The following is a 1,021-nucleotide window of genomic DNA, read 5'->3' on the forward strand; positions in this document are numbered from 1 at the left end:
TAAATTGCCCAAAGTTCCTCAGTACCAGTTACGAAATTAATGACAAACAATAGGCATATTACCGATAAGTATTTGGTTAAGTGGACATAAAATTCTTTTATCTTTTTAACTTGAGCCCGTATGTGTTCTTGTTGATTAGTTGTGTGCATTGTTTGATCCATTTCACTATCCTTTTTTAACGTAAGTATCGAATACGGAGTAATGATAAATGTAGTTGTGGGGCTTGAGGTTTCTTTGCGACGAAATGTTGAAAAGGGGGAGTGAAGTGTCAATAACTAGGATAAAGTGTCCACGTCTAAGGGATACGAACCAAAAAGCGGCATTCTTGAGTTTCTAATTCCCCCAAGCTCGTAAGCTAACAAAGCATTTAAGAGGGACTCAAAACGCTTGGCGGTTTGGTGTCACAGTTTTAATTAAGTGTTTATGTCACAATACCTTAGTTCAGGGGATAGCGTCTTTCGCCCCTTAATGCGGCGTTATGCATATTAAGGGTAAAAATGGGATATTGCGTAAAAATAGAAAGAATTCCTTATGAAGAACCATATCACTTGCAACTTTTGTGGGATGTTTCAAATGGTATGCAGAGTACAAGGTTTGAACTCTATAATAATGCCTCTGACCTTATGAAAATCGCTAAGGGTCTAGAGGCTTTTCCGCGCCATCCACAAGACGTTTTTTTGTATGAAATAGGTTCGGAAAGGGAAGAGGATAACTTTGCGCATTATTTTCGTCTGAGGGCATTTATGGTGAGTCCTCGAGGGCAATGTGCACTTCAAATTAGGTTCTGCAATAATTCTCCCTTACCCTACAAACATATATCAGAGTTTTGTATACAACTTGAACCTAGAGAACTGAATCGGCTGGGCACTTTGTTTAACGAGTTCTCTAAATTACAAAGCAATTTTCTTGCGTGGAATGCTAAGGGTGATTTTCTAGGTGACAAGTGGGAATATGCATAACAAGAGACTATGGCGTCAATAGTTAATTTTTGGCGCTATCTGCATCCCACATACAGCCATCT

1 protein-coding gene is annotated in these 1,021 nt (G+C 38.9%); it reads right to left on the reverse strand.

The window, feature by feature from the left end; all coding sequences use genetic code 11:
- Positions 1 to 161: 2TM domain-containing protein (locus H2O73_RS20245; protein WP_306464280.1), on the reverse strand; the 161-nt coding region annotated here is incomplete at its 3' end.
- Positions 162 to 1,021: the final 860 nt, after the last annotated feature.

The sequence above is a fragment of the Vibrio marinisediminis genome, from assembly GCF_014050145.1.
Taxonomy (GTDB): Bacteria; Pseudomonadota; Gammaproteobacteria; order Enterobacterales; family Vibrionaceae; genus Vibrio; species Vibrio marinisediminis.